At 69.7% G+C, this 20,793-nt stretch carries 14 protein-coding genes, 1 tRNA gene and 1 rRNA gene; 3 read left to right on the top strand and 13 right to left on the bottom strand.

Going from position 1 to position 20,793, the window contains the following annotated elements:
• Positions 1–20 precede the first annotated feature (20 nt).
• Both ACZ4IF_RS11865 and ACZ4IF_RS11860 read left to right on the top strand, forming a co-directional pair.
• Positions 21–863 (top strand): Fpg/Nei family DNA glycosylase, encoded by an 843-nt coding sequence (locus ACZ4IF_RS11865; RefSeq protein ID WP_467561821.1) that lies wholly within the window; start codon positions 21–23, stop codon positions 861–863.
• A gap of 32 nt (positions 864–895) precedes the next feature.
• A complete protein-coding gene (locus tag ACZ4IF_RS11860) occupies positions 896–1,657 on the top strand; it encodes an SDR family NAD(P)-dependent oxidoreductase (RefSeq protein ID WP_467561819.1) in 762 nt (253 codons plus the stop codon).
• Positions 1,658–1,660: 3 nt separating this feature from the next.
• Here the strand turns inward: ACZ4IF_RS11860 and ACZ4IF_RS11855 are convergent, their stop codons facing one another.
• The 10 genes from ACZ4IF_RS11855 to ACZ4IF_RS11810 all read right to left on the bottom strand — a co-directional run bounded on the left by ACZ4IF_RS11855 (position 1,661) and on the right by ACZ4IF_RS11810 (position 16,557).
• Positions 1,661–1,888, bottom strand: coding sequence for a hypothetical protein (locus ACZ4IF_RS11855; protein WP_467561817.1), 228 nt, complete (start codon positions 1,886–1,888; stop codon positions 1,661–1,663).
• 101 nt (positions 1,889–1,989) lie between these two features.
• Complete coding sequence (locus ACZ4IF_RS11850; protein ID WP_345656141.1) at positions 1,990–2,460, bottom strand: Dps family protein; 471 nt, start codon at positions 2,458–2,460, stop codon at positions 1,990–1,992.
• 235 nt (positions 2,461–2,695) lie between these two features.
• Positions 2,696–3,073, bottom strand: a complete 378-nt coding sequence (locus ACZ4IF_RS11845; protein WP_028802355.1) for a helix-turn-helix domain-containing protein — start codon at positions 3,071–3,073, stop codon at positions 2,696–2,698.
• 109 nt (positions 3,074–3,182) lie between these two features.
• Positions 3,183–3,728 carry a CinA family protein gene (locus ACZ4IF_RS11840; protein WP_467561814.1) on the bottom strand — a complete coding sequence of 182 codons (546 nt, stop codon included), beginning with the start codon at positions 3,726–3,728 and terminating at the stop codon, positions 3,183–3,185.
• Complete coding sequence (gene pgsA / locus ACZ4IF_RS11835; RefSeq protein ID WP_467561812.1) at positions 3,725–4,447, bottom strand: CDP-diacylglycerol--glycerol-3-phosphate 3-phosphatidyltransferase; 723 nt, start codon at positions 4,445–4,447, stop codon at positions 3,725–3,727. Before pgsA ends, ACZ4IF_RS11840 begins: the two co-directional genes overlap by 4 nt.
• Positions 4,444–5,922, bottom strand: a complete 1,479-nt coding sequence (gene rimO / locus ACZ4IF_RS11830; RefSeq protein ID WP_467561810.1) for a 30S ribosomal protein S12 methylthiotransferase RimO — start codon at positions 5,920–5,922, stop codon at positions 4,444–4,446. The genes pgsA and rimO overlap by 4 nt, the downstream gene beginning before the upstream one ends.
• A 92-nt stretch (positions 5,923–6,014) precedes the next feature.
• The gene (locus ACZ4IF_RS11825; RefSeq protein ID WP_095937033.1) at positions 6,015–6,881 is read right to left on the bottom strand and encodes a helix-turn-helix domain-containing protein; all 867 of its coding nucleotides are present in this window, start codon (positions 6,879–6,881) and stop codon (positions 6,015–6,017) included.
• A 264-nt stretch (positions 6,882–7,145) separates the two neighbouring features.
• Positions 7,146–9,878, bottom strand: coding sequence for a DNA translocase FtsK (locus tag ACZ4IF_RS11820; RefSeq protein ID WP_467561808.1), 2,733 nt, complete (start codon positions 9,876–9,878; stop codon positions 7,146–7,148).
• Between the two features lie 151 nt (positions 9,879–10,029).
• Positions 10,030–10,713 carry a response regulator gene (locus tag ACZ4IF_RS11815; RefSeq protein ID WP_028802361.1) on the bottom strand — a complete coding sequence of 228 codons (684 nt, stop codon included), beginning with the start codon at positions 10,711–10,713 and terminating at the stop codon, positions 10,030–10,032.
• A 342-nt stretch (positions 10,714–11,055) separates the two neighbouring features.
• Entirely contained in the window at positions 11,056–16,557 is a 5,502-nt protein-coding gene (locus ACZ4IF_RS11810; RefSeq protein ID WP_467561805.1) for a HAMP domain-containing protein, read from the bottom strand.
• A gap of 319 nt (positions 16,558–16,876) precedes the next feature.
• Here ACZ4IF_RS11810 and ACZ4IF_RS11805 point away from each other — a divergent pair, with 319 nt between their 5' ends.
• Complete coding sequence (locus ACZ4IF_RS11805; protein WP_467561803.1) at positions 16,877–19,624, top strand: SpoIIE family protein phosphatase; 2,748 nt, start codon at positions 16,877–16,879, stop codon at positions 19,622–19,624.
• 123 nt (positions 19,625–19,747) lie between these two features.
• Here the strand turns inward: ACZ4IF_RS11805 and ACZ4IF_RS11800 are convergent.
• From ACZ4IF_RS11800 to rrf, 3 genes are all read right to left on the bottom strand, one after another.
• Positions 19,748–19,820, bottom strand: a tRNA-Thr gene (locus ACZ4IF_RS11800).
• Between the two features lie 105 nt (positions 19,821–19,925).
• Positions 19,926–20,588: a DegT/DnrJ/EryC1/StrS family aminotransferase gene (locus ACZ4IF_RS11795; protein WP_467562328.1), complete on the bottom strand. Its 663-nt coding sequence runs from the start codon at positions 20,586–20,588 to the stop codon at positions 19,926–19,928.
• Between the two features lie 114 nt (positions 20,589–20,702).
• Positions 20,703–20,793, bottom strand: a 5S ribosomal RNA gene (gene rrf, locus ACZ4IF_RS11790); the annotation flags it as partial.

The following is a 20,793-nucleotide window of genomic DNA, read 5'->3' as shown; positions in this document are numbered from 1 at the left end:
ACGCGTGCCACCCTGGAGCCATGCCCGAAGGAGACACCGTCTGGCAGGCCGCGAAAAGGCTGCACACCGCCCTCGCGGGCAAGGTGCTGGTCCGGTCCGACCTGCGGGTGCCCCGGTACGCCACCGCCGACCTCACCGGCCGTACCGTCCTGGAGGTCGCCCCGCGCGGAAAGCACCTCCTCACCCGGATCGAGGGCGGGCTGACCCTCCACTCGCATCTGCGGATGGACGGCTCCTGGAAGGTGTACGCGCCCGGCCAGCGCTGGAGCGGCGGCCCCGCGCACCAGATCCGGGCCGTCCTCGGCACCGCCGACCGCACGGCCGTCGGCTACCGCCTCCCCGTACTGGACCTCATCCGCACCGGCGAGGAGGAGCGGGCGGTGGGCCACCTCGGCCCCGACCTCCTCGGCCCGGACTGGGACCCGGGCAAGGCCCTCACGAACCTCCTCCGCGACCCGGCCCGCCCTCTCGGTGAGGCCCTGCTGGACCAGCGCAATCTCGCCGGGATCGGCAACGTCTACAAGAGCGAGCTGTGCTTCCTGCTGGGCGTCACCCCCTGGCTCGCCGTCGGCGACCTTCCCGCCGACCGCGCCGCTCAACTGCCGGTCCTCGCCAAGCGGCTGCTGGAGGCCAACCGCGACCGCCCCACCCGCGTCACCACGGGACGCCGCGACCAGAACCTGTTCGTGTACGGCCGCACGCCCCGCCCCTGCCTGCGGTGCGGCACCCCGATCCGGTCGGCCGACCAGGGAGACGGTTCCCGCGAGCGCCCCACGTACTGGTGCCCGAGGTGCCAGCCGGGCCCCACTCCGCCGCCGGGCGCCGGGCGACTGCGTACAAGTCCCCGGCACACGACTAATTGACGACCCGTCAGAAACCCTCGTACCGTCACTTCATGCCCCTCACGGCGTACGACCTCACCGGACGCACCGCATTCGTCACCGGCGCCGCCAGCGGCATCGGCCGCGCCTCCGCCGTGCTGCTCGCCCGGGCCGGAGCCACCGTCCATTGCGCGGACCGCGACGCACAGGGCCTGGACCGGACGGCCGTGCTGATCAAGGACGAGGGCGGCACGGCCCACACGCACCCGCTCGACGTCTCCGACCGCGCCCAGGTCCAGCAGGCCGTCGCGTCCTGCGAGCGGCTGGACGTCATGGCTGCGGTCGCCGGGATCATGCACAGCAGTCCGGTTCTGGAGACTCGGGACGAGGACCTCGACCGCGTTCTGAACGTCAACTTCAAGGGCGTGTGGTACGCCTGCCAGGAGGCCGCCCGCCTGATGATCGCGAAGGGCGTCAGGGGCAGCGTCATCACGATGGCGTCCGGCGCCATCGACACCGGCGGACCCGGACTGTTCTGCTACGGAGCGGCGAAGGCAGCCGTGGTGCAGCTGACGAAGACGCTGGCCACCGAGGTCGGCCCGCACGGCATCCGGGTCAACGCGGTCGCGCCCGGCTGGACCCGCACCGCGATGACGGACCGTCACGGGGAGGCGCAGGCACACACGGAGGCGTTCATGGCGCGTCTGTCACCACTGGGCCGGGTCGGCGAACCGGAGGACATCGCCCACGCGGTGCTTCATCTGGCCTCCGACGCCTCGGCTTTCACCACGGGTCAGATCCTGCGTCCCAACGGCGGCGTGTCGATGCCCTGGTAGCGGTCACGAGTCCGGCCGCGCGGCCACGGCGACCCGCGCCGGCCTCGCGGCACGCGCAATCCGGGACTTCGGCACGCAGTGCACCGGCAGCACGCTCAGCCCCCAGCCGCCGGCCGCGACCGCGCCCTCCAGCATCCCGGCGCCCGGCACCAGCGCGAGCCTGAGCACGCTCCACCACCACAGCGCCCCCAGCCCCAGTACGGCCCCCCAGCGCGCTATTCGCCCTGCCATGCCGCCACCTCCAGCCCGACGCTAGATCGCTGTCCCGGCACACGAGCAGGGCACACCGGCGGTGCCACCAGGGCACACCCCGGGCGCAACCCCGCGGACGGTCACCCGTTCTCCGCCTGGAACATCCAGTGATGCTTCTCCAGGTCGGCAGTGATTCCGATGAAGATGTCCTGGCTCACCGGGTCCGGTGCCGCCGTGGCCTCCACCCGCTCACGCATGCGCGCGATCACCGCGTCCAGCGCGTCCACGAGCGTCTTCACGGCGTCGGTGTCCCGCACCCAGCCCTCCGGCGTCACATCGATGCCGGAGCTGGTGGCCACGGTCGAGGCCCGCCCGTCCGGCGGGACTCCGAGGGTCGCGGCACGCTCGGCCACGGTGTCGGAGTGCAGCCGAGCGGTGTCCACGACCTCGTCGAGCTGGAGGTGGATGGAGCGGAAGCGCGGCCCCACCACGTTCCAGTGGACCTGCTTGGCCACGAGCGAGAGGTCCACCAGGTCGACCAGTGCGCCCTGCAGCGCATCGGCCACGGTCTTCAGGTCCGCGTCGGACAGCGGGCTCTTCACGACGTACATCCACATCCTCCGATTACGACGATCGATCGCGATCAAGACGTCCGGCGGCAGTCGCCGGCCGCTACCGAGCTGCCCCTCCACCATGGCCGCCGCACCGGATACCGGCAAATGGACGCATAGAGGACACCCGCACAACGTGAAAACCCCGGCCGCACTCCTCCAGGTCTCCCCGGAGAAGCCCCGGCCGGGGCTCTCTCACACACTTCCTCGACCCACGAGCGTGAGTCCGCGGGCGTCAGGCGGCGACGACGTCGACCGCTTCTGTAGGCGCCTTGATCGTGACCCGTTCCGGTGGCACACCGGTCACCGACACGGAATTGAGCATCGGGCGACGTACCGGTGCGGGCACCGGTTCGGTGGCCGCAGCCGACTGTGCCAGCTCCGCGAGGGCGAGCTCGTCGCTCACTTCCCGCATGAGCTCGGACATCCGTACGTCCAGCGCGTCGCAGATCGCGGAGAGCAGCTCGGAGGATGCCTCCTTCTGCCCCCGCTCCACCTCGGAGAGATAGCCGAGTGAGACTCGGGCGGACGAGGAGACTTCGCGCAGAGTACGGCCCTGGCGCTGGCGCTGCCGACGCAGCACGTCACCCAGCAGGCGACGGAGCAGAATCATCGGTGGCTCCCTCCTCGGACCGCGTAGCCGCATCCTTCACGCCCCACCGTACCGCCTCGCGCCGCGGCCGTGCGGGGAGCGATGTCGTGTTCACTCAGGGCTGCAAACATCAAAACCCCCCGTTCTGTTCCGTATCCTGTGCCCGCTCGTTCCCGGTCTGTTCGCCCGCCAGCTCCTTCAGGAGCAGTGCGAGTACGCTCCGTACACTCTCCATACGGATTTCCGCCCGGTCGCCGTTCAACCGCAGCGGTATCACTTTCCCGCCACGGGCGGGTTCAAAAGTCGTCGGGGAGGGCGCTTCGACGGCCACGAAGACGGTGCCGACCGGCTGGCCGTCCTGGGGGTCCGGACCGGCCACACCGGTGGTCGCGATCCCCCAGTCCGCGCCGAGCGCCTTGCGCACACCGACCGCCATCTGGGCCGCGACCTGCGGATCCACCGCACCATGCTCGGCCAGCAGAGTGGCGTCGACGCCGAGCAGCTCGTGCTTGAGCTCGGTGGCGTACGCGGTGACGGAGCCTCGGAAGACCTTGGAGGCTCCCGGAACCGCGGTGATCTCCGCGGCCACCAGGCCACCGGTGAGCGACTCCGCGACGGCCAGGGTCTCACCCCTCACCGTGAGTAGTCGCACCACGTCAGTGGCCGGGGAAGTCACCGCTCCGCCTCCTCCGCGGCCGCCCGGCGCTCCGCGATTCCGCGCCTGCGCAGCACAATGGCCTGTCTCACGTAGTCGAGTCCTGTGACCACGGTGAGGACGACCGCCACGGCCATCACCCAGAACCTCAGGGTGGCCAGCGGTCCCGTCAGTGCCAGCACGTACATGCCCACGGCCGTGCCCTGGGCCAGCGTCTTCATCTTGCCGCCGCGGCTGGCCGGGATGACCCCGTACCGGATGACCAGGAATCGCATCAGCGTGATCCCGAGCTCGCGCCCGAGGATCACTCCGGTCACCCACCAGGGCAGATCGCCGAGGTACGAGAGGCAGATGAGCGCCGCGCCCATGATCGCCTTGTCGGCGATGGGGTCGGCGATCTTCCCGAAGTCGGTGACGAGGTTGTACGTCCGGGCCAGGTGACCGTCGAAGATGTCGGTGATCATGGCGACGGCGAAGGCCGCCCAGGCCCAGGCGCGCCACGCCGGGTCGTACCCGCCGTCGGCCAGCATCAGCGCGACGAAGCCGGGGACGAGGACGAGCCGGACCATGGTCAGGATGTTGGCGATGTTCCAGAGGCTGGCCTGGTTGACGGCGGCAGCGCCCAGTTTCCCGCCCCGCACCGACTTGGCACCTCCCGGAGCACCGGATGCGCCGGGGGCGCCCGCCGCGCCCTGTGCGCTGGAGGAGCCGCCCGCCGCGGACGCCGGGACTCCGGTCATCTGCCCGCCTCCTCAGGACACGACAGCGAGCCCACCGGGAGCGGCTCGGCCACCAGGTCGACACCTTCCGTGCCGACCACCTTCGCCTCGACGATACGGCCCACGGTGAGCCCCTCGCCGCTCGTGAACAGCACCTGTCCGTCCGTCTCCGGCGCCTGGTGGGCGGCACGGCCGTAGGCGCCGTCCTCGTCGTCCAGGGACTCCACGAGCACGTGCAGGCTCTCTCCGACCCGCTCCTCGGCGCGCTGCGCGACGAGCTCCTCGGCGAGGCGGGACACGCGCGCGAGGCGCTCGGCGACGACGTCCTCGTCGAGCTTGTTCTCGTACGTCGCCGCCTCGGTGCCCTCCTCGTCGGAGTACCCGAAGACGCCGATCGCGTCGAGGCGCGCGCCCGTGAGGAAGCGCTCCAGCTCCGCGAGGTCGGCCTCGGTCTCGCCGGGGAAGCCCACGATGAAGTTGGACCGCACGCCGGCCTGCGGAGCCTTGGCGCGGATGGTGTCGAGCAGCTCCAGGAAGCGGTCGGTGTCGCCGAAGCGACGCATCGCCCGCAGCACGCCGGGCGCGGAGTGCTGGAAGGACAGGTCGAAGTAGGGCACCACGTTCGGTGTCGAGGTGAGCACGTCGATGAGGCCGGGGCGCATCTCGGCGGGCTGGAGGTAGCTGACGCGGACACGCTCGATGCCGTCGATCTCGGCGAGCTCGGGCAGCAGCGTCTCCAGGAGGCGGATGTCGCCGAGGTCCTTGCCGTACGAGGTGTTGTTCTCGGAGACCAGCATGATCTCCTTGACGCCCTGCTCGGCGAGCCAGCGGCTCTCGTTCAGCACGTCGCTGGGGCGGCGCGAGATGAAGGAGCCGCGGAAGGACGGGATGGCGCAGAACGAGCAGCGCCGGTCGCAGCCGGAGGCGAGCTTCACCGAGGCGACGGGCGAGCCGTCGAGGCGGCGACGCAGGGGTGCGCGGGGGCCGGACACCGGGGCCACGCCCTCGGGGAGGTCCTCGGGTGCGCCGTGACCGGGAAGGGCCACCTCCTCGCCGGCGGTCTGCCGCTCGGCGGGGCTGATCGGCAGCAGCTTGCGCCGGTCTCGCGGGGTGTGCGAGGCGTGGACGCCACCGCTCAGGATGGTCTGGAGGCGGTCGGAGATGTCGGCGTAGTCGTCGAAGCCGAGCACGCCGTCGGCCTCGGGCAGGGCCTCCGCGAGTTCCTTGCCGTACCGCTCGGCCATGCAGCCCACCGCCACGACGGCCTGGGTTCTGCCGTGCCCCTTGAGATCATTGGCTTCGAGCAGGGCATCGACGGAGTCCTTCTTGGCGGCCTCGACGAAGCCACAGGTGTTGACGACCGCGACGTCCGCTTCCTCGGCGTCCTCCACGAGTTGCCAGCCGTCCGCCTCCAAGCGGCCTGCGAGCTCCTCCGAGTCCACCTCGTTACGGGCGCAGCCAAGGGTGACGAGTGCGACGGTACGGCGTTCAGGCATGGGCTCAAGACTACTTTGTCTCTCCGACAGCCCACGTCGACGGGGTTGGCCGATCTTGGCCAACCCCGTACCGGCTGTCCCCTTCGGACGGTTTATCCGACCTGGGGGTCGCCCTTCGTGTAGGTGAGACGCTCCACCGCGCCGGGCTGGAAGTCGTCCTCGATCTTCTTGCCGTTCACGTACAGCTGGATGGCTCCGGCGTCCCCGAGGATCAGGTTGATCTTCGAGTTGTCCTGGAAGGTCTTGGACTCGCCCTGCTTCAGCAGGCCGTCGAAGAGCATCCGGCCGTTGTGGTCCTTGGCGGAGATCCAGCTGCGTCCGTCGGCGGCGCTGACCTGGACGGTGACCTTGTCCTGCGGCGCGGCCGCGATGGCGCTGTCGGAGGGGTCGGGCTTGGGGTCGGCGGGCTTCGTGGTCTCGGGGCCGGCCGAGGAGGCGGTCTTGCTGGCGGTCGGCTTGGATCCCTCGGCGACCTGTGTCTTCGAACCGTCCTCGTCGCCGCCGCTGCCCTTGACGACGGTGAACCCGACGAAGCCGATCACCGCGACGATCGCGGCGACCATGGCGGCGGTCCAGTTCGGCCCGCGTCGCTCCGGGCGGATACGTTCCGCCTCGAAGAGCGGGGCGGCCGGCGTGGGTGCGGGGCGCCCGCCGTGCTCGGCGTCGTACCGGGCGAGCAGGGGGGCCGGATCGAGGTGGACGGCGCGGGCCAGGGTCCTGATGTGACCGCGGGCGTAGACGTCGCCGCCGCAAGGGGCGAAGTCGTCCTGTTCGATCGCATGGACGATGGCGATGCGGACCCTGGTGGCGTTGGTGACGTCGTCGACGCTCAGTCCCGCCTCGATGCGCGCCTGCTTGAGGGCACGGCCGATCGAGAGGAACTGCTCGGCATCGCGGTCGTCTTCGAACGGACGCTCGTCTTCGGGGAAGTTGCCGTCAGGGGAGTTGCCGATGGACACGGGGGCGCCTTTCGAGCGTATAGCCACCTGTGCTGGACGTTCAGTCTAGGGGGGGTACGAAAGGGTGGGGCAACCGGGCGGTATGACTTTGTACGCCATCAGAATGGCCGGTCATCCTGATGTCGGGACACCTTCGCGCCCCTTCGCTCAACTTGACGTGCGACGAGGGGAAACGGTTGCTCGCGGTTTCCTTACAGCTGAGTCACGTTCGAATACCCGCGTGTCGCGGTCTCATCCGTCCGGTGACCGACCTGTCCTGTTTCCCTACGCTTCAGCTTCCCCACGAATCACGGCGAGCACTCCATCGAGTTCGTCCGCCTTCACCAGGACGTCGCGCGCCTTGGACCCTTCGCTGGGGCCGACGATGTTGCGCGACTCCATGAGGTCCATCAGGCGACCGGCCTTCGCGAAACCGACGCGCAGCTTGCGCTGGAGCATCGAGGTCGATCCGAACTGCGAGGTGACGACCAGTTCGGCGGCGGCGCACAGCAGGTCGAGGTCGTCGCCGATGTCCTCGTCGATCTCCTTCTTCTGCTTGGTGCCCACGGTGACGTCGTCCCGGAAGACGGGCGCCATCTGGTCCTTGCAGTGCTGGACGACCGCGGCGACCTCGTCCTCGGTGACGAAGGCGCCCTGCATTCGGGTCGGCTTGTTCGCGCCCATCGGCAGGAAGAGTCCGTCGCCCTTGCCGATCAGCTTCTCGGCGCCCGGCTGGTCGAGGATGACCCGGCTGTCGGCGAGCGAGGAGGTGGCGAAGGCGAGCCTGGAGGGCACGTTGGCCTTGATGAGACCGGTGACGACGTCGACGGACGGCCGCTGCGTGGCGAGCACGAGGTGGATGCCGGCCGCGCGGGCGAGCTGGGTGATGCGGACGATCGCGTCCTCGACGTCGCGCGGGGCGACCATCATCAGGTCGGCGAGCTCGTCCACGATCACCAGCAGGTAGGGGTACGGCTGGAGTTCGCGCTCACTGCCCTCGGGCAGCTTCACCTTGCCGTTCCTGATGGCCTCGTTGAAGTCGTCGATGTGGCGGTAGCCGAACGCCGCGAGGTCGTCGTAGCGCAGGTCCATCTCGCGGACGACCCACTGCAGGGCCTCGGCGGCCCGCTTCGGGTTGGTGATGATCGGTGTGATCAGGTGCGGGATGCCCTCGTAGGCGGTGAGTTCCACACGCTTGGGGTCGACGAGGACCATCCGCACGTCCTCGGGCGTCGCGCGGACCATGACCGAGGTGATCAGGCAGTTGATGCACGAGGACTTGCCGGAGCCGGTGGCGCCGGCGACGAGGACGTGCGGCATCTTCGCGAGGTTGGCCATCACATAGCCGCCCTCGACGTCCTTGCCGAGCGCGACCAGCATGGGGTGGTCGTCCTCCGCCGCGTCCGCGAGACGCAGGACGTCACCGAGATTGACCATCTCGCGGTCCGTGTTCGGGATCTCGATGCCGACCGCCGACTTCCCGGGGATCGGGCTGATGATCCGGACGTCGGGGCTGGCGACGGCGTACGCGATGTTCTTGGTGAGGGCGGTGATGCGCTCGACCTTCACGGCGGGGCCGAGTTCGACCTCGTACCGCGTGACCGTCGGGCCGCGGGTGAAGCCGGTGACGGCGGCGTCGACCTTGAACTCCATGAAGACGTTCTGGAGGGAGGCGACCACCGCGTCGTTGGCGGCGCTGCGCGTCTTGCCGGGGCCGCCGCGTTCCAGCAGGTCGAGTGACGGCAGCGAGTAGGTGATGTCGCCGGACAGTTGGAGCTGCTCGGCGCGCGGGGGCAGTTCGCGCGCCTCGTCGGGCGCGGCCTTGGTCAGGTCGGGCACGAGGGAGTCGACCGGCAGGGCCTCCTGCTTGGGCGCCTTGGCCGCCTTGGGGCTCTTCGTGCGCGCGGCCGGTACGGGCGTCGTCTCCTCGTATCCGTCCCGCTCCACGCTGACGCCCTGCGTGAGGTCGGCGACCAGCGGCGAGGGCGGCATGCCGTGCAGCACGGCTCCGTCGAGGGCCGCCGCCGCGGCGGCCGCGACGTCCACCGCGTCCATCGGGCGGTTCATGTCGGGCTGCTGCACTGCGGACCGCCTGGGGCGGCTCCGGCGCTTGCCGAGGGCGTCCTGCTCGGCGCTGTCCGGGTCGTAGGCCTCAGGGGCGCTTGCACGCCTGCGGGGGCGCGCGGGAGTCGCCTCGCGCCACTGCTCGTCGTAGCCCTCGTCGCCGAGGTCGTCCTCGTCGGCGTCGGCCTGGACGACGCCGAGCCTCTGGCCGAGCATCCGCAGCCGCTGCGGAATGGCGTTCACCGGGGTCGCGGTGACGACCAGCAGACCGAAGACGGTGAGCAGCACCAGGAGCGGTACGGCGAGGACGTCACCCATCGTGTACGTCAGCGGGGTGGAAGCGCCCCAGCCGATGAGCCCGCCGGCATCCCTTATGGCCTGCATGCCGTCGCTGCGCGCGGGCGCCCCGCACGCGATGTGGACCTGGCCGAGCACGCCGATCACGAGCGCGGACAGGCCGATCACGATGCGGCCGTTGGCCTCCGGCTTCTCGGGGTGCCTGATGAGCCGCGCGGCGATGACGCCGAGCAGTATCGGGACGAGCAGGTCGAGGCGTCCGAAGGCACCCGTCACCAGCATCTCGACGAGGTCGCCGACGGGGCCGCGCAGGTTGGACCAGGTGCCCGCCGCCGTGATCAGCGCCAGGCCGAGCAGCAGGAGTGCGACCCCGTCCTTGCGGTGAGCCGGGTCGAGCCCCTTCGCGCCCCGCCCTATGCCGCGGAACATCGCCCCGACGGCGTGCGCGATGCCCAGCCAGAGAGCGCGTACGAGTCTGTACACGCCCCCGGTCGGGTTGGGCGCCGGCGCGGGAGCGGGCTTCTTCGCCGCGGTCTTCTTGGCGGGCGCCTTCTTGGCGGCTGCCTTTTTCGCGGGGGCCTTCTTCGCCGGAGCCTTCGTCGGAGCGGCCGCCTTCTTCGCTGGCGGCTTCTTGGCTGCGGACTGACGTGAGGCCATGTGTGTGAGGTTACCGGTGGAGACGGCAGCGGACACGTGTGCCTACTGCTTCACCCGTTCGTGTCGCCTTTGCGAGGGACGGAAACTGACGCCGCCTCACCAGGGAGGCGTGATGTCCGGGTTCGTCCTGAAGGGACGGGAGGGACCGCGCTCAGTTCTGCGACGGCACCGAGGGCGCCCCGCTCCCCGTGCCCGGCTCCAGTGCGTCCAGCGCCCTGCGCAGGCCGGTGAGTTTGCGTTCGAGATGGGCCGCGGTGGCGACCGCCGCCGCGTCGGCGGAGTCGTCGTCGAGCTGCTTGGACAGCGCCTCGGCCTGCTCCTCGACGGCCGCGAGCCGCGCGGAGAGCTCGGCGAGGAGTCCGGCGGGCTCCTTGGCCTCACCCAGCGCCGCCTTGCCGCCACCCTCCAGCTGGAGGCGCAGCAGAGCCGCCTGCTCCCGGAGTTGGCAGTTCTTCATGTAGAGCTCGACGAAGACGGAGACCTTCGCGCGCAGCACCCATGGGTCGAACGGCTTGGAGATGTAGTCGACCGCGCCGGCCGCGTAACCCCGGAAGGTGTGGTGCGGACCGTGATTGATCGCGGTGAGGAAGATGATCGGGATGTCCCGGGTCCGTTCGCGGCGCTTGATGTGCGCGGCGGTTTCGAAACCGTCCATGCCCGGCATCTGGACGTCCAGCAGAATGACCGCGAAGTCGTCCGTGAGCAGCGCTTTGAGCGCTTCCTCCCCGGACGATGCCCGAACCAGTGTCTGATCGAGCGCGGAGAGGATCGCCTCCAGCGCCAGCAGATTCTCCGGCCGGTCATCGACCAGGAGGATCTTGGCCTTCTGCACCATGGCCCGCCCTCCTCGCCCCGGCATGGGGCCTCCCCTGTCCGAAGGACTTGAGGTGGCACCGGGCGCCGCCCCAGGGGACGACTCCCTTGCGTCGTCCGTCCTTGTGCCGGTCATGGTAGCCGCACCCCGCCTGTCGCCACACCCTGTCACCGCGATGTCACTGTGCACGTAGCAGAAACGTAGCGGGAGACCAGAAGGTTCCCCGTATCCCGTACTTCTACACGGCTTCAGGCACAGTCAGTTATGCGACACAGGGCCCGCGGCGCCGCCGGCGCGGCGCGCGGAACCCAACGTTCCGGTCGCTGACGGTGCGTGACGACCGGAACGCCCGATCAGACTCCGTCACTCCCCATGCATCCACTGTTCCATCACTGTGAGCAGGTGATCGGGATCGACCGGTTTCGTCACATAGTCGGACGCACCCGATTCGATGGCCTTCTCCCGGTCGCCCTTCATCGCCTTCGCGGTGAGCGCGATGATCGGCAGCCCGGCGAACTGCGGCATCCGTCGGATCGCCGTGGTCGTCGCGTACCCGTCCATCTCCGGCATCATGATGTCCATCAGGACGACCGTCACGTCGTCGTGCTGCTCCAGGACCTCGATGCCTTCACGGCCGTTCTCCGCGTACAGCACCGAGAGGCCGTGCTGCTCCAGGACGCTGGTCAGCGCGAACACGTTGCGGATGTCGTCGTCGACGATCAGCACCTTCTCGCCCTCGAAGCGGATGCCCCGCTGCGGCTGAGCCGGGGCCTCCGGCCGGCTGCCGACCTGCCACTGCTCCTGTGCCGCCACCGTGGCGCCCGGAGGCTGCTCGGGCAGCGCGGACCGCTGTTCGGGCGCGGAGACCGCCCTGCGGCGCCGCCTGAAGAGCGCGGCGGCGCCGTTCTGGGTCTCCCGGTACGACTTCACCTCGGCCGGCGTCTCGATGTCGGACCCGGCCAGCTCCGCCTCGGACGCGAGCAGCTCCCCCGCCTCCAGGGCGGGCGCGAGCTGCCCGTAGCCCTGCGGCGGCAGTTCGCTCGGGTGCAGCGGCAAATACAGCGTGAAGGTGGAACCGCGCCCCGGCTCGCTCTGCGCGTGGATCTCGCCGCCGAGCAGCCGCGCGATCTCGCGGGAGATGGAGAGCCCGAGGCCCGTACCGCCGTACTTCCTGCTCGTCGTGCCGTCCGCCTGCTTGAAGGCCTCGAAGATGACACGCATCTTGCTGGCCGCGATGCCGATGCCGGTGTCCGTCACGGAGAACGCGATCAGATCGGCGTCCGCGTCGCGCAGCGAACCGGACTCCAGGAGCTGCTCCCGGATGGCCACCGGAACGTCCGCGCCGGCGGGCCGGATCACCAATTCGACCGCTCCGGAGTCGGTGAACTTCACCGCGTTGGACAGCAGGTTGCGCAGCACCTGGAGAAGCCGCTGCTCGTCGGTGTGCAGGGTGGCGGGCAGCTCCGGCGAGACCCGTACGGAGAAGTCGAGGCCCTTCTCCGCGGTCAGCGGCCGGAACGTGGCCTCCACGTAGTCGACGAGCTGGACGAGCGCGATACGCGTCGGCGACACGTCCATCTTGCCCGCCTCGACCTTCGACAGGTCGAGGATGTCGTTGATCAGCTGGAGCAGGTCGGACCCCGCGCCGTGGATCGTCTCGGCGAACTCGACCTGCTTCGGAGTGAGGTTCGTGTCCGCGTTGTCGGCGAGCAACTTGGCCAGAATGAGCAGGGAGTTGAGCGGCGTACGCAGCTCGTGCGACATGTTCGCCAGGAACTCGCTCTTGTAGCGCATGGACACCGCGAGCTGCTCGGCGCGCTCCTCGAGGACCTGGCGGGCCTCCTCGATCTCGGTGTTCTTGACCTCGATGTCGCGGTTCTGCTGGGCCAGCAGCTCGGCCTTCTCCTCCAGTTCGGCGTTCGAGTCCTGGAGCGCCTTCTGCCGGTTCTCCAACTCCGCGGAACGTTCCCGCAGTTGCTCGGTGAGCTCCTGCGACTGCCGGAGCAGCACCTCCGTCTTGGTGTTGACGGAGATGGTGTTGACGCTCGTCGCGATCATCTCGGCGATCTGGTTCAGGAAGTCCTTCTGGATCTGCGTGAACGGCGTGAACGAGGCCAGCTCGATGACGCCGAGCACGGTCCCCTCGAAGAGCACCGGCAGCACGATGACCTGTGCCGGGGGCGCCTCACCGAGCCCGGAGGAGATCTTCAGATAGCCGCTGGGCGCGTTCTCCACGAGGATCGTGCGCTTCTCCTGGGCGGCCGTGCCGATCAGCGCCTCGCCGGGCCGGAACGACGTCGGCATGGAACCCATCGAGTAGCCGTACGACCCGAGCATGCGCAGCTCGTACGCGTCCTCGTCCTCGGTGCCCGGTTCCTTGCCGTCGACGAGCGGCATGGAGAGGAAGAACGCCCCGTGCTGCGCCGAGACCACGGGCGTCAGCTCGCTCATGATGAGCGAGGCCACGTCGTCGAGGTCGCGGCGGCCCTGCATGAGCGCGGAGATACGGGCCAGGTTGCCCTTCAGCCAGTCCTGCTCCTTGTTGGCGATCGTGGTGTCGCGCAGGTTGGCGATCATCTTGTTGATGTAGTCCTGAAGCTCCTGGATCTCGCCGGAGGCGTCCACGTCGATCTTCAGGTTCAGGTCACCGCGGGTCACCGCGGTCGCCACGCGCGCGATCGCACGCACCTGCCGGGTGAGGTTCCCGGCCATCTCGTTCACCGACTCGGTGAGGTCGCGCCAGGTGCCGTCGACGTCACGCACGCGTGCCTGACCGCCCAGCTGCCCCTCGGTGCCCACCTCGCGGGCGACCCGGGTGACCTCCTCGGCGAAGGACGACAGCTGGTCGACCATGGTGTTGATGGTGGTCTTGAGCTCCAGGATCTCGCCGCGCGCGTCGATGTCGATCTTCTTGGTCAGGTCGCCCTTGGCGATGGCCGTGGTGACCATCGCGATGTTGCGCACCTGCCCGGTCAGGTTGGACGCCATCCCGTTCACGGACTCGGTGAGGTCCTTCCACGTACCCGACACGCCCGGTACACGTGCCTGGCCGCCGAGGATGCCGTCCGTGCCCACCTCGCGGGCCACCCGGGTGACCTGGTCGGCGAACGAACTCAGCGTCTTCACCATGGTGTTGACGGTGTCGGCGAGCTGGGCGACCTCACCGCTGGCCTCGACCGTGACCTTCTTGGTCAGGTCGCCGTTGGCCACCGCGGTCGCGACCTGCGAGATGTTCCGCACCTGGTTCGTCAGGTTGTTGGCCATCACGTTGACGTTGTCGCTGAGGTCCTTCCAGATGCCCGTGACACCCGGAACCCGCGCCTGACCGCCCAGGTTGCCCTCGGTGCCCACCTCGCGGGCCACCCGGGTCACCTGCTCGGCGAAGTTGGACAGCTGGTCGACCATCGTGTTGACGGTGGTGACCAGTTCGAGGATCTCGCCCTTGGCGTCGACGGTGATCTTCTTCGACAGGTCGCCCTTGGCGACCGCGGTGGTGACCTCGGCGATGTTGCGCACCTGGATGGTCAGGTTGTTCGCCATGAAGTTCACGGACTGGGTGAGGTCCTTCCAGGTGCCCGAGACACCCTGCACCTCCGCCTGGCCGCCGAGCATGCCCTCCGTGCCCACCTCACGGGCCACGCGCGTGACCTGCTCGGCGAAGTTCGAGAGCTGGTCGACCATCGTGTTGAGGGTGTTCTTCAGCTCCAGGATCTCGCCGCGCGCGTCCACGTCGATCTTCTGCGACAGGTCACCGCGCGCCACCGCCGTCGCGACCTGGGCGATGTTGCGCACCTGCGCGGTGAGGTTGCCGGCCATGCCGTTCACCGAGTCGGTCAGGTCGCGCCACACACCGGCGACGCCGGGCACCTGCGCCTGACCGCCGAGGCGGCCCTCCGTACCCACCTCGCGGGCGACCCGGGTCACCTGGTCGGCGAAGGCGGAGAGCTGGTCGACCATCGTGTTGATGGTGTTCTTCAGCTCCAGGATCTCGCCGCGCGCGTCCACGTCGATCTTCTGCGACAGGTCGCCGCGCGCCACCGCCGTGGTGACCTGCGCGATCTGCCGCACCTGCGAAGTCAGGTTCCCCGCCATGAAGTTGACGGAGTCGGTCAGTTCCTTCCAGGTGCCGGACACGCCGTCCACCCGGGCCTGGCCGCCGAGGCGGCCCTCCGTACCCACGTCACGGGCCATCCGGGTCACCTGGTCGGCGAAGCTCGACAGCTGGTCCACCATCGTGTTCACGGTGTTCTTCAGCTGGAGCATCTCGCCGGAGACGTCCACGGTGACCTTCTGCGACAGGTCACCGTTGGCCACCGCCGTCGTCACCTGCGCGATGTTGCGGACCTGACCGGTCAGGTTCCGGAAGGCCGTGTTGACGGAGTCCGTGAGGTCCTTCCACGTCCCCGCCGCGCCGGGCACCTGCGCCTGGCCGCCCAGTTCACCCTCGACGCCGACCTCGCGGGCCACCCGCGTCACCTCTGCACCGAACGACGACAGCTGGTCCACCATCGTGTTGACGGTGTTCTTCAGCTCCAGCATCTCGCCGGCCACATCGACGGTGACCTTCTGCGACAGGTCACCGTTGGCCACCGCCGTCGTCACCGCGGCGATGTCACGCACCTGGGTCGTCAGGTTCCGGAAGACCGTGTTGACGGAGTCCGTGAGGTCCTTCCACGTCCCCGCCGCGCCCGGCACGTTCGCCTGACCGCCGAGTCGGCCCTCGCCGCCGACCTCGTTGGCCACGCGCGTGACCTCGTCGGCGAACGTGCGCAGCGTCTCGGTCATCTGGTTGATCGTCTCGGCCAGCTGCGCGACCTCGCCGCGCGCACTGACCGTCACCTTCTGCGACAGGTCACCGTTGGCCACGGCGGTCGTCACCTGCGCGATGCCGCGCACCTGCGCCGTCAGGTTTCCGGCCATCAGGTTCACCGAATCGGTGAGGTCCTTCCACACACCGGCCACACCCGGCACCTGCGCCTGGCCGCCCAGCTCGCCCTCCGTACCCACCTCGCGGGCGACTCGCGTCACCTCGGAGGAGAAGGACGACAGCTGGTCCACCATCGTGTTGACGGTGTTCTTCAGTTCCAGCATCTCGCCGGCCACGTGAACCGTGACCTTGCGGGAGAGGTCCCCCTTGGCGACCGCCGTCGTCACCAGGGCGATGTCACGCACCTGGGCCGTCAGCCGGTACGCCATGGTGTTGACCGAGTCCGTGAGGTCCTTCCACGAACCGGACATCCCGCGGACCCGGGCCTGCCCGCCGAGCTTGCCCTCGGTGCCGACCTCGCTGGCCACCCGCGTCACCTCGTCGGTGAACGTGGACAGCTGGTCGACCAGATTGTTGACGGTCCGCCCGACCTTGAGGAACTCACCGCGCAGCGGATGACCGTTGCCGTCCGCCGCCTGCGCGCGCAGTTCCATGCGGGGCGACAGGTCGCCCTCGGCGACCGCGGACAGTACCCGGCCGACTTCGGAGACGGGCCGTACCAGATCGTCGACCAGTGCGTTGGACGCGTCGATCGCGGCGCCCCAGGAGCCCTCGCAGGCGCCTGTTTCCAGCCGTTCCGTGAGCTTCCCCTCACGTCCGACCATGCGACGCACCCGGGACAGCTCACCCGTCAGATGGAGATTCCGGTCGGCCACCTCGTTGAAGACCGCGGCGATCTCGGACATCACTCCGTCGCCGGAGACGGTGAGCCGCTTGCGGAAGTTGCCGTCCCGCATCGACACGAGGGCCGCCAGCAGGCGGTTCAGGGCAGCGGTGTCGACCTCCGTCGTACCGTTGCGCGGTGTGCGCCCGTTCTCCAGGGACTGTCCGCCTTTCGCGCGCGTCTTACTGCCCCGCGTCGCTGCGCCAGACTCCACTGTGTCCCTCCCGCAAGGGTCGACCATTACTGCTCGGCGTACTCGGGTACTTCTGTTCGGCGTGCTGGACGGCATTCAGCCTGCCCGGACCTTCTCCATGAAGCCTGCCCAGTGTTTCACCCCGGCTGAACCAGGCCATAACAGTTCGGCAGCTTCGCACATCGTCCGCACACCCTCCGGGCGGAAACACTGGTGACCGGCATCCGCATGGACGGCGAAGGTAAGTAACCTTGCATGCGGCTGTCCAGCCGTGCCGGTCCCGTCCGGCCTGGGCGGTGGCACGAGCACGAGCGGGCAGGCATCGGAGGGGCACCGCACCATGACCACCGGACTGCGTCCTGAGGGACATCCCCAGGATCCCCGGCCGACGGGGAACCACGCCCTGCTCCGGCAGGAGCAGGTCGGCCACGGGGCCCTGCACGCAGACAACCGCACGAGGAGTTCTGTGATCACCGCGCGCGCGGCCGCCAGTTTCGAGCCCGTGGGACGCTCCGTCGCGACCGCTCGCTCGTTCGTCCGTGACACCCTCCAGGGCTGGGGCTTCGGCGACATCGTCGACGATGCGGTGGTCCTGACCAGCGAACTCGTCACCAACGCCGTTGTGCACGCGGGCACCTCCGCGGACGTGCTGTGTCTGCGCAGCGACGAGGGCGTACGCATCGAGGTGGCGGATCGCTACCCGGAACGTGAGATTCCACTCCAGGCTGCGGCCATCAATATGGGCAGCCCCGACCGCGAGGGCGGCCGCGGGCTCCAGCTCTGCGCCGCGCTGGCGGCCCGCTGGGGCGTCGAGTACACGCCGACGCACAAGCAGGTCTGGTTCCGGCTCGACCTCCCCGAGCGCCCGGTCGGCACCCGCGCGGCGGGCCCCTCCCTGCCCGCGGACCTCCTTCCGCTCGCCGACGGACGCGTCCGTGTCGCCGTCGTCCAGATCGACCGCTCCGGCTGCATCAGCGCCTGGAGCGAGGACGCGGAGGAGCTCTTCGGGTACGCGGCCGAGCAGGTCGTCGGCAAGCCCCTCACCGACCTCGCGGCCTGGCCGCACACGCCCGGCACCAGCACGGGCATCGCCGAGGCCCTCCAACTCTCCCGCTGGGAGGGCAGTTACGGCATCCGCGGCGCCGACGGCCGGGTGACACCCGTCTACGCCTCCCACCTCCGTGTGCGCGACACGGCCGGCGAGCCCTCCACGGTCTGCCTCCTCGTCCGCGACCACGAACGCGCCGTCCTCCAGACCCCGTTGCGCCTGCCCGCCTCGGACACGGCCGCCGGCCCCGAGGGCCCCACCGCGGACGCCTTCGAGGTCTTCATCGGCTCACCCGCCCCGGACGACCTCGACGGCCTCCTCCAGCGCACGGTGGAACGCGCCCGGGACATGCTCGACGGTGACTCGGCCTTCCTGCTGCTGGCCACCGACGACGAGACGGAGCTGGAGGTACGTGCCTCGACGGGCCTGCCCTCCGCCCGCCAGCGCTTCGCCCGCGTCCCCGTCGAGGCGGGCCCCGGCCGCTACGGCTCGGCCCGCATGCCCGCCGTGCACGAGGACCTCACGGTCGTCCCCGGCGCCGTCCCCCTGCTCGGCGGCACCGGCATGCGTTCGGTCGTCACGGTCCCGCTGAAGGTCGAGGGCCGTCTCACCGGCTCCCTCGGCGTCGCCGCCGAAGCACCCGGCCGGTACTCCAACGAGGAGGCCCTGCGCCTCCAGTTCGCCGCCGACCGCATCGCGCTGGCCGTGGAATCCGCCCGCCTCGGCGAACTGGAGCGCCTGCGCCGCGGTTCGCTGAGCTTCCTCGTGGAGGCCTCCGACCTCCTCGCCGGCACCCTGGACCGCGACCAGACGCTGGCCCTCATGGCCCAGATGACCGTCCCGACCCTGGCGACCTGGTGCGCCGTCTACACGATCGCCGACCAGGCCTCCGAGCCCTACCTCTCGTACGTCCTGCACGAGGACGAGGAGCGCATCGACGGCCTCAAGGCGCTCCTCGCGAAGATCGCCCCGCCGGACCCGGTCCCCACCCCGGGGGCCAGAGTCTGGTCGGCTCCGGCCGAGGCGGCCCACCAGGCGGCTCTGCGTAGCTCCATGCGCAGTCTGGGCCTGGGCGAGCAGCCCTCGGTGTCCTCCGGTATCGGTACGACGCTGGCGACGGCCTCCGCGGTCGGCGGCGAGACCGTCGTCCTCCCCCTGGTGGCCCGCAACCGCGTCATCGGCATGCTGACGCTCGGCAAGCCCTCGGACGAGCACTTCCGCCAGGAGATCCTGGAGTTGGCGGAGGACCTGTCCCGCAGGGCGGCCCTGGCACTGGACAACGCCCGCCTGTACTCGGAGCGCATGGCCATCAGCCAGTCCCTCCAGCGCAGCCTCCTGCCGCCGGAGCTCCCCCTCATCGACGGCGTCGAGGTCGAGGTCATCTACCGCGCGGCCGGTGAGGGCAACGAAGTCGGGGGCGACTTCTACGACCTCTTCCCGATCCGCGACGGCGCGTACGGCTTCGCCATCGGCGACGTCTGCGGCACGGGTCCGGAGGCCGCGGCGGTGACCGGTCTGGCCCGGCACGCGCTCAGGCTGCTGGCCCGCGAGGGCTACGGCGGTCCCGCGGTCCTGGAGCGCCTGAACTCGGCGATCCTCGACGAGGGCGCCCGCAGCCGCTTCCTGACGCTCCTGTACGGCGAGTTGTGGCCCCAGGAGGACGGTTCGGCGGTCCTGAAGGTCGTCTGCGCCGGCCATCCGCTCCCGCTGCGCCTGCGGCAGGACGGCACCGTCGAACCGGCCGCGGAACCGCAGCCGCTGCTCGGCGTGATGGAGGACCTGGAACTGTACGAGCAGACCGTCACGCTCGACCCGGGCGACGTCCTGCTGTGCGTCACGGACGGCGTGACGGAGCGCCGCGAGGGCACTCGCATGCTCGGCGACGACGGTCTCGCGGACGTCCTCACCGCCTGTACGGGTCTGACGGCCGGCGCGGTCGCGGCCCGGATCATGCGGGCGGTCGAACGCTTCGCCTCCGACGCCCCGTCGGACGACATGGCCATTCTGGCGATGCGCGTGCCGGGGCTTCAGAAGAACTGACACCGAGGACTGACAGCGGGGCCCACGAGCACTCGACGGCCGGGGCCCCGCGCGCGCTGAACGGCCTTCCCGCGGAAGGCACATGCAAAAGGCCCCGCCCACATGGGCGAGGCCTTTTCTCTGAGCCCCCAAACGGAATCGAACCGTTGACCTTCTCCTTACCATGGAGACGCTCTACCGACTGAGCTATAGGGGCCTGTTGCTTTCCGAGGTTTCCCTCGCGGCAACGAAATAGATCATACCCCGGACAGAGGCGTGCTCCTAATCGGTCCCGTATCGGTCCCGTTGGAGTCCGGGCAGGTCAGAACGCGGGCTGCAACAGACCGCCGAGCGCGTTGCACGCGGAGACGATCCGGTGCATCTCCCGCTTCGTCAGCGCCGCGTCCACGGGCAGCGCGAGGGTCTCGTCGGCGGCCCGCTCCGTCTCCGGGAGCTGGATTTCTCGGCGGAAGGCGGGCATGCGGTGCACGGGGGTCTTCACCGGCACCCGGCACTCAACTCCCCTGGCCCGTACTGCCCGTGCGAACGCGTCACGGTCGGGGCGCCCGTTGCCCGGCACGCGCACCACGTACTGCTGGTAGGTGTGCCCGTCACCGCCGTACGGCGTCCGCACTCCGTTCAGCCGTCCGTCGAGGTACGCGGCCCGTTGCCGACGCTGCGCCGTCTCGTCGTACGGGGCCTCGGACTCGCCCTGTTCCAGCACCAGGAGCCCGTGCCGCTGTCCGACGTCCCTCAGCCGCGCCATGTCGGCCGTGCGCCCGAAGCGGTGCACGACGACGAGAGCGGCCGAACGGGGGGTGAGGGCGGCCTCCGCCCTGCTCGGGTCGAGGCAGTAGGTCGCCGGGTCTATGTCGGCGAAGACCGGGGTCGCGCCGGCCTGGGTCACGGCCTCGGCAACCTCCACGTTGCCGAAGGCCGGCACTATGACCTCGTCGCCCGTCCCGACGCCCGCGGCCCTGAGCATTGCAGCAGTACCCATGTCATGGATGTTGGTCGCGCAACGTGAACGCGAAGTGACGCGAAACAAAAAAGAGCTGGTCCCCGAACCGAAGTTCGGGGACCAGCTCTTTCAATATTAGTTCGGCGGCGTCCTACTCTCCCACAGGGTCCCCCCTGCAGTACCATCGGCGCTGTAAGGCTTAGCTTCCGGGTTCGGAATGTAACCGGGC

This window comes from Streptomyces sp. NPDC025784 (assembly GCF_055558435.1).
The sequence above is the reverse complement of the archived record's forward strand: the minus strand, read 5'-3'. Positions and strand labels throughout refer to the sequence as shown.

What these genes read in the sequence shown, in the direction of transcription:
- ACZ4IF_RS11865 (WP_467561821.1), top strand. Translation starts at nt 21, where the DNA reads ATGCCCGAAGGAGACACCGTCTGGCAGGCCGCGAAAAGGCTGCACACC.
- ACZ4IF_RS11860 (WP_467561819.1), top strand. Translation starts at nt 896, where the DNA reads ATGCCCCTCACGGCGTACGACCTCACCGGACGCACCGCATTCGTCACC.
- ACZ4IF_RS11855 (WP_467561817.1), bottom strand. Translation starts at nt 1,888, where the DNA reads ATGGCAGGGCGAATAGCGCGCTGGGGGGCCGTACTGGGGCTGGGGGCG.
- ACZ4IF_RS11850 (WP_345656141.1), bottom strand. Translation starts at nt 2,460, where the DNA reads ATGTACGTCGTGAAGAGCCCGCTGTCCGACGCGGACCTGAAGACCGTG.
- ACZ4IF_RS11845 (WP_028802355.1), bottom strand. Translation starts at nt 3,073, where the DNA reads ATGATTCTGCTCCGTCGCCTGCTGGGTGACGTGCTGCGTCGGCAGCGC.
- pgsA (WP_467561812.1), bottom strand. Translation starts at nt 4,447, where the DNA reads ATGACCGGAGTCCCGGCGTCCGCGGCGGGCGGCTCCTCCAGCGCACAG.
- rimO (WP_467561810.1), bottom strand. Translation starts at nt 5,922, where the DNA reads ATGCCTGAACGCCGTACCGTCGCACTCGTCACCCTTGGCTGCGCCCGT.
- ACZ4IF_RS11820 (WP_467561808.1), bottom strand. Translation starts at nt 9,878, where the DNA reads ATGGCCTCACGTCAGTCCGCAGCCAAGAAGCCGCCAGCGAAGAAGGCG.
- ACZ4IF_RS11815 (WP_028802361.1), bottom strand. Translation starts at nt 10,713, where the DNA reads ATGGTGCAGAAGGCCAAGATCCTCCTGGTCGATGACCGGCCGGAGAAT.
- ACZ4IF_RS11805 (WP_467561803.1), top strand. Translation starts at nt 16,877, where the DNA reads ATGACCACCGGACTGCGTCCTGAGGGACATCCCCAGGATCCCCGGCCG.
- ACZ4IF_RS11795 (WP_467562328.1), bottom strand. Translation starts at nt 20,588, where the DNA reads ATGCTCAGGGCCGCGGGCGTCGGGACGGGCGACGAGGTCATAGTGCCG.